The sequence below is a fragment of the Hominilimicola sp. genome (assembly GCF_046972485.1).
Lineage (GTDB): Bacteria > Bacillota > Clostridia > UBA1381 > UBA1381 > Hominilimicola > Hominilimicola fabiformis.
Genome location: NZ_JBKVWU010000124.1, coordinates 1 through 6,324, shown reverse-complemented (window position 1 = coordinate 6,324; position 6,324 = coordinate 1). Strand labels below are relative to the sequence as shown.

Annotated in this window: 5 protein-coding genes; 1 reads left to right on the top strand and 4 read right to left on the bottom strand. The window is 39.8% G+C overall.

What is annotated here, in order from left to right:
* The 3 genes from ACLTU0_RS10120 to ACLTU0_RS10110 form a co-directional block, all read right to left on the bottom strand.
* Positions 1 to 795, bottom strand: a 795-nt coding sequence (locus ACLTU0_RS10120; protein ID WP_412322315.1) for a fructose-bisphosphatase class III, incomplete at its 3' end; no start/stop codon positions are given.
* Positions 796 to 843: 48 nt separating this feature from the next.
* Positions 844 to 1,143 (bottom strand): AzlD domain-containing protein, encoded by a 300-nt coding sequence (locus tag ACLTU0_RS10115; RefSeq protein ID WP_308456410.1) that lies wholly within the window; start codon positions 1,141 to 1,143, stop codon positions 844 to 846.
* Positions 1,140 to 1,799: an AzlC family ABC transporter permease gene (locus ACLTU0_RS10110; protein WP_147513699.1), complete on the bottom strand. Its 660-nt coding sequence runs from the start codon at positions 1,797 to 1,799 to the stop codon at positions 1,140 to 1,142. Before ACLTU0_RS10110 ends, ACLTU0_RS10115 begins: the two co-directional genes overlap by 4 nt.
* A 273-nt stretch (positions 1,800 to 2,072) precedes the next feature.
* Here ACLTU0_RS10110 and ACLTU0_RS10105 point away from each other — a divergent pair, with 273 nt between their 5' ends.
* Positions 2,073 to 5,663: an Ig-like domain-containing protein gene (locus tag ACLTU0_RS10105; protein WP_412322313.1), complete on the top strand. Its 3,591-nt coding sequence runs from the start codon at positions 2,073 to 2,075 to the stop codon at positions 5,661 to 5,663.
* Between the two features lie 104 nt (positions 5,664 to 5,767).
* Here ACLTU0_RS10105 and ACLTU0_RS10100 read toward each other — a convergent pair.
* Positions 5,768 to 6,324: tyrosine-type recombinase/integrase (locus ACLTU0_RS10100; RefSeq protein WP_412322312.1), on the bottom strand; the 557-nt coding region annotated here is incomplete at its 5' end.

The window sequence follows — 6,324 nt, the reverse complement described above, 5'->3', positions numbered from 1 at the left end:
CATATTAATTCCGTAACCGTCCTCAAGACAGTCAAAGTTTGAATACTTGGTGGAAATAGCAAGCACATTTGCAATACAAGCCAAACTACCCGCAGCGGCACCCATCCACTGAACATCATGGTTGCCCCATTGAATATCGACACTGTGGTACTTCGTCAGTGTGTCAAGAATTATATCGGCTCGCGGACCACGGTCAAAAATATCGCCTATAATATGCAGACGACCGATTGCAAGCGTTTGGATAAGCGTTGAAATTTCCACAATAAAATCATCGGCTTGTCCGAGTTCAACGATTGTTGAAATAGATTCGTTATAATATGTTTCCTTGTCCGAGCCGTAATCGGTATTTGCGTGTATAAGTTCATCTATTGTACTGCCGAAAGCCTCCGGCAAAAATTCTCTGATTTTTGCACGTGTGTATTTTGATGCAACAACGCGACATATTTCTATAAGGCGATATAAAGTGATTTTGTACCAATCGTTAATATCGTCCACTTCGTCCTTGATATATTCAAGTTTTTGCTCCGGATAATAAATAAGAGTGGCGAGAACTTGTCTGTCACGTTCGGACAACGTACGACCGTAAATTTGCGTAATCTTGTCCTTGATTACACCGGAGGCATTTTTTAATATGTGCAAAAAAGATTCGTATTCACCGTGAATATCACTCATAAAATGCTCTGTAAGTTTCGGCAGTTTTTGCCTTGACTGCAATCGAATGATTTCGGTTGACGCGGCTTTAACTGTCGGATACTGCTGTGAAAGCAGTGTCAGATAATCAATATCGTAGCTCATAACATCCGTTCCTTTCTGATAATATAATATGTAAATTTCGGTAGTATATTACACAAAAAATACGCTTACAAATGCAATTACAACAGACGTAACAGCGGCAGCCATAAGCCCCTTGTCGAAAAAGGCCATAAGCATAGCACCGACCAAACCGAGCGAGGCGGAGAAAACCGAGCCTGTCGAGAAAAATATAGCCGGAAACGTCATAGCACCGAGTACGGCATACGGTATGTAATATAAAAACGATTTAAGCCATTTTGATTTTATTTCTTTTCTGAAAAGCGTTATAGGCAACGCACGAATTATGTACGTCACTATTGCCATAACTGCCATTAAAGCAATCATTTTCATTTTTCGCCCTCCTCATTGTGCGGAAAAAACGTCGCACCGAATGCCGACGCCAACACTGCCGTTATGATAACAGCCCAGCCCGATGATATAAAAGGAAGTGCGAAATACAGAACGCAACTCAATATAACTGCGGCGATAAGTACAAAAAGTACGTTTTTATCTCTCCTTGACGCAGGGATAATTATTGCGATAAACATTGCGTATAATGTTATTCCCATTGCGTCCGCAAGTGATGTCGGCAGCAGATTGTTTATAAAAGCACCGAGCACTGTGCCGAGTGTCCAGCCGATGTACGGTATTGCAATCAGTCCGAGCATAAACGGAAATGTAATGGCAATCGGTGTTGTTGACGCAACGGCGAATACTTCGTCTGTTATGCCGAATGCTGTTATAAGCCGTTTTGCAAGCGACATTTTACCGATTTTTTGTGACAGGGAAAGCGACATAAGCATATATCGAAGATTTATCACAAACGTTGTAATTGTCATTTCCCACATACCGCCGGCGGCGGAAATTATGTTCATACCGGCAAATTGTCCGGCGGAAGTAAGGTTAGTCATTGAAATTACTATTGCCGCCCAAGCAGGTATTCCGTTTTGTACGGCAAGCATACCGAATGAAAATGAAACGGGTATGTATCCGAGTGCAATAGGCATACCGAGCCTTGCACCTTTTAAAAATTGTGTTGCTTTACTCAAAATATTTTATCACTCCGAATTGTTTTATTACTTATTATTATAAGGGAAAAACGATATAAAATCAATATCTTATAAAAATATAGGTAACAAATAATGTTTAAAAATCAGTGATAATATTTTAGTCGTAGAAATACTCTTGAAAAAAAATAGTAAATAGTATATAATATAGCTATCATGTTATATTGTACGGTGGTGTGCCGTATAAAATTAATAAAGAGAGGGAGAGATTACATGAATAACAAAAAGAAACTATTGTCAATCATTACAGCTTTGGCAATAACAGCATCTGCTTTCACAGGCTTTGCAGTAACAGCAATTGCCGAAAATACAGATGAACAGCCGATTAGTGCTGACAGCGAGATAACTTTGGCTGATGAAACAACATCGACCGAAGCGGTAACAGAAGATGAGCAGTCTGAAGCTGTTGAATTGGCAGATGACAGTGATGTCTATTTTGAACAAAATTATGACGCGGCAGACGCGAGTGTTGATTGGGTATCGCCAAACATGCAGAGTGCAATTACTTTGGTAGACGACGGCAACGGCGGTAAAATGGTTGATACAACACATATTGCCAGTGCCAATAGCCGTGGACAATATTTGCTTTTCGGTGACCTTGCGGCAGGTTCAAAATATGTAGTAGAATTTGATATGGCATTTGCGGCTTCAGACAGCCAAGGCTCACAATTTGCAGTATTGGGTTCGGATTATGCTTATAAAGAAAAAAATGCAAATTATGGCTGTGAAAGCGGATATATATTAAAGATGGACGCTCCTGCAAATGCAGCATCATGGGCAATAACAAATTCTACAAAGACAATCCCTACAGGTATTGAAAATATGTATCACTATAAGGTGGTTGTAAACGGTACAACAGCTTATTTGACAGTGACAAAAGGAAGCGAAACCGTTGTTGACAATGAAATTATGCCGGTAAACGGTGCAGGCGGTATAAAGGGACTTTATTATGTATCAGGACGATATACGGCTCATATGCAGATAGATAACATCAAGCTTCGTAAGCCGACAGACAGTGAAATTCCGGATACAACTTACTATACGGCAACAATCAATACAACAAGATATGCTACTATGGTAACTGATGATAATACTTATTATGCAGATGCAACGGGTAAGATTGAAATTCCTCTTTTAACAAGCGGAACGGAAATTAACTACACATTGAAGAAAGTTGGCTATAATGACGTAACAGGAACTATCAGCATTGACAGTGACAATGTTACACAGGATAAGCCGTTGGCTTTGAAGGATTCCGACGTATTGTTCATGGAATCAGATTTCGGTAATAAAGACGGTGCATATATTTCAGCATCCGGATCAAGAGGAGATTCAATATCGTTGGGTTCTGAAAACTTGTCAGATTTGACAAACATAAGCGTTGATATGAACTTTGCGGGCTTTGGCAGCTACCTTTCGGGAAGTCAAAAGGTATGGTACATTGACACAGACGGCGGTAAGCTTGTAGGTCTTCAATTCAGTGCAAACGGCTTGTATGCTTGGACCGGTTGGACAGGTTCTGCCGGAATGAATGTGTATGACGATACAGGCAAATACACAAACGGAGCATTGCTTTCAAATGATTTGCCGTCAGGCGACTTTACGGTAAACTTCGTAGTAGACAAGAATAGCAAGGCTATTACTGTATCATATAATGATACATCGGTTTCATTGCCATACACAATCAATGCAACGGCTGTAACAGGCTTGGGTACAGGCTTGTACAGATACTTGGGTGAGCTTCAGACTAAGGAAATCAAGGCAACAACTCCTAACAGAGATTACCTTGCAATCAACGGTGTATCGGGCGTTGCTAAGGTTTCTGGTAAAATAATAACAAGAGAATATCAAAAATCGGAAACGGTTATCAATGACGGTGAAACATTTACATGGGCATTGTCAAGAAAAGACGGCAAAGCTATGACAGGTATCACTATAGAAAACGGTGTCCTTTCTGTTGCAGATACAGCAGAACCGGGTAAAATTACAATTACTTGTACGGGATCATCTTCTGCTTCAAAGACTGCTTCAAAAGATGTAGTTATCGGTGACTTCCAGTCATTGTCTTTAAAGGCTGACGGTCCTCAGGCTTATACATCTACAGATAATGAAAAGGGTAAATATGTACTCACAAGTGCTGTAGATTCATTCGGTGATGAAGTATTGTCACTTCTTTCTGATGTTAAGTGGACATCATCAAATACCGATGTTGCTACAATTACAGAAGCAGGTGAGCTTACTGTTGTAGGTTCAGGTTCAACAACAGTTACAGCAACAGTAACAAACGGTACGGCAGTTTCAAAAATAACAATTCCGGTAACTGTTGATACATATTATATTAATGCAGACGCAACCGGCGATTCGACAGTTGTGGATACAACAAAAATCGTATCGGGCGACAATATTAAGAAGTATCTTGTAACAACTGCAACAGCTGACGGTACACTTGTGAAGCAAACACAGGTTGATGCAGCGGATGTAGTAGCTGCAAGAGTAACAAAAACGGCTGAAAACGGTGTTAAGATTATCGCTACATATGAAAACGGTTTACTTAAGGGTATTGTACAGGCTGATGTTGAAAAGGGTACTGAAATAACAGCTGAAAACACAACAACTACAAAGGTATTCTATTGGACATCTTTGGCTGAAATGAATCCTATTGCTTTAACAACCGAAGCTGCAGGTTCAAAGACTATAACAGTTGATACAACAGGTGCTGCAAAAGTTGAAATCGCACCTATTTTTGAAACATCAATGAATACACTTCTTGCAGTTCCGTCAGACAGCTATAACGTAACAATTACAGCTAACAACGGTAGGAGAACAGACGTATATGTAAACGACCAAATGATGTTCAACAACATAAACCAAGGCAGTGACAACTGGACTATAGGCAGAAACGTTGCAGAGTCAACAGATTACACTGTATATGATATAGTTGTTACACAAGGTTATGCTAAGTTCAATTACAGAGATGACCAAAGCAGCGGTACAACAATTACAAATGTTAAATTCTCTAAATCACCTTCAATCGTTACAAGAACTAAGAAGGTATATGTAATCGGTGACTCATTGGTTGCTAATTACTACGGTACAGCTCCTGAAGGTAAAGAAGGTCTTGTAAGAACAGGTTGGGGTCAAGTACTTCAAAATTATATTTCAGGTGCAGAAGTTGTAAACCTTGGTAACAGCGGTGCATGGGCAACAGGCATGAAAGCTGATGCATTTACAAATGTTTTAGGCAGTGCACAGCCTGGAGATATAATGGTTCTTGAAAGCGGATATAACGATAAAGTTCACTCAAATGAAGCAGACATGAAGGCAGCTGTAACGGATATGCTTACTACTGCAAATGATATGGGTCTTACAACATTCCTTGTAACTCCTAATGCATCATATCATGATTATGAGGAAGATGTAATATACTCAGCAGCTATCAGAACAGTTGCAGAGGAAGTTACAAGCACAAATCTTATTGACCTTGCTAAGAAGAGTTATGCATTCTTGAATGACAAGTATGGTGCTTTGGACAATGCAGCAAGAAGATATGTACTTGTCGGAGATAAAGATAATGCGGGTATATATAACAATGCTGTTTGGAACGAAGACAATTCTAAAATAAGCGGTGATAAGGGACTTCACTCAACAAATAATGCAGCTAACTGCTGGGCAGCTATAATCGCGCAAGGTCTATACGACAATGAAGCTACAAGAAACGTTGTAGATACAAATTATAAGTATACATTCAACGATGGTACAAATGATATTAGTGTAGGCGTAAGCACTTCAACAACAACAGACTAATGCAAATTAAAATACACACTCTACGGAGTGTGTATTTTTTTGCAAAAAAATTACCGCCGGTCAGTTAAAACTGTCGGCGGTAAATTTTTTATGTATTCAATTTTTTATCGATTTCCCGTAATGTCAAAATTCTGCATAACTTCTTTACGTTTTTCGATTGCGTATTGAGTGTAGTATTTGTGGGTTACTTCGATGTTTTTGTGTCCCATAAGCTCCGCAACCATTTTTATATCAATGCCGTCAGCGATAAGATTACAGGCGAATGTACGTCTTAATGCGTGCGGACGTGCCTTGTCGGGGTCGTATATACCGACAGTCGCACAATATTTTTTCAGTACCTTTTCAACACCTTGTGCGGTCATTCGTGTTCCGAGTCGGCTGATAAAAAGTGCGTCGTCTTTTGCTTTTTCGTTTTCAACACGTTCCTGCATATATGTAAACAATTCGTTTTCCACTTGAACAGGCATAAATATTTCCTGTTCGTCACCGCCCTTACGGGTGACAACGAATGACGAAGTATCAAAGCACACGTCACGAATATCAAGGTTGATAAGTTCACTCACACGACAGCCCGTGCCGAGATATGCGGTAAAAAGTGCAATATCACGTTTTTTTCTGTTCTTGTATTCCGTAAGGTCACGACCTGTATAATATTTTTCAC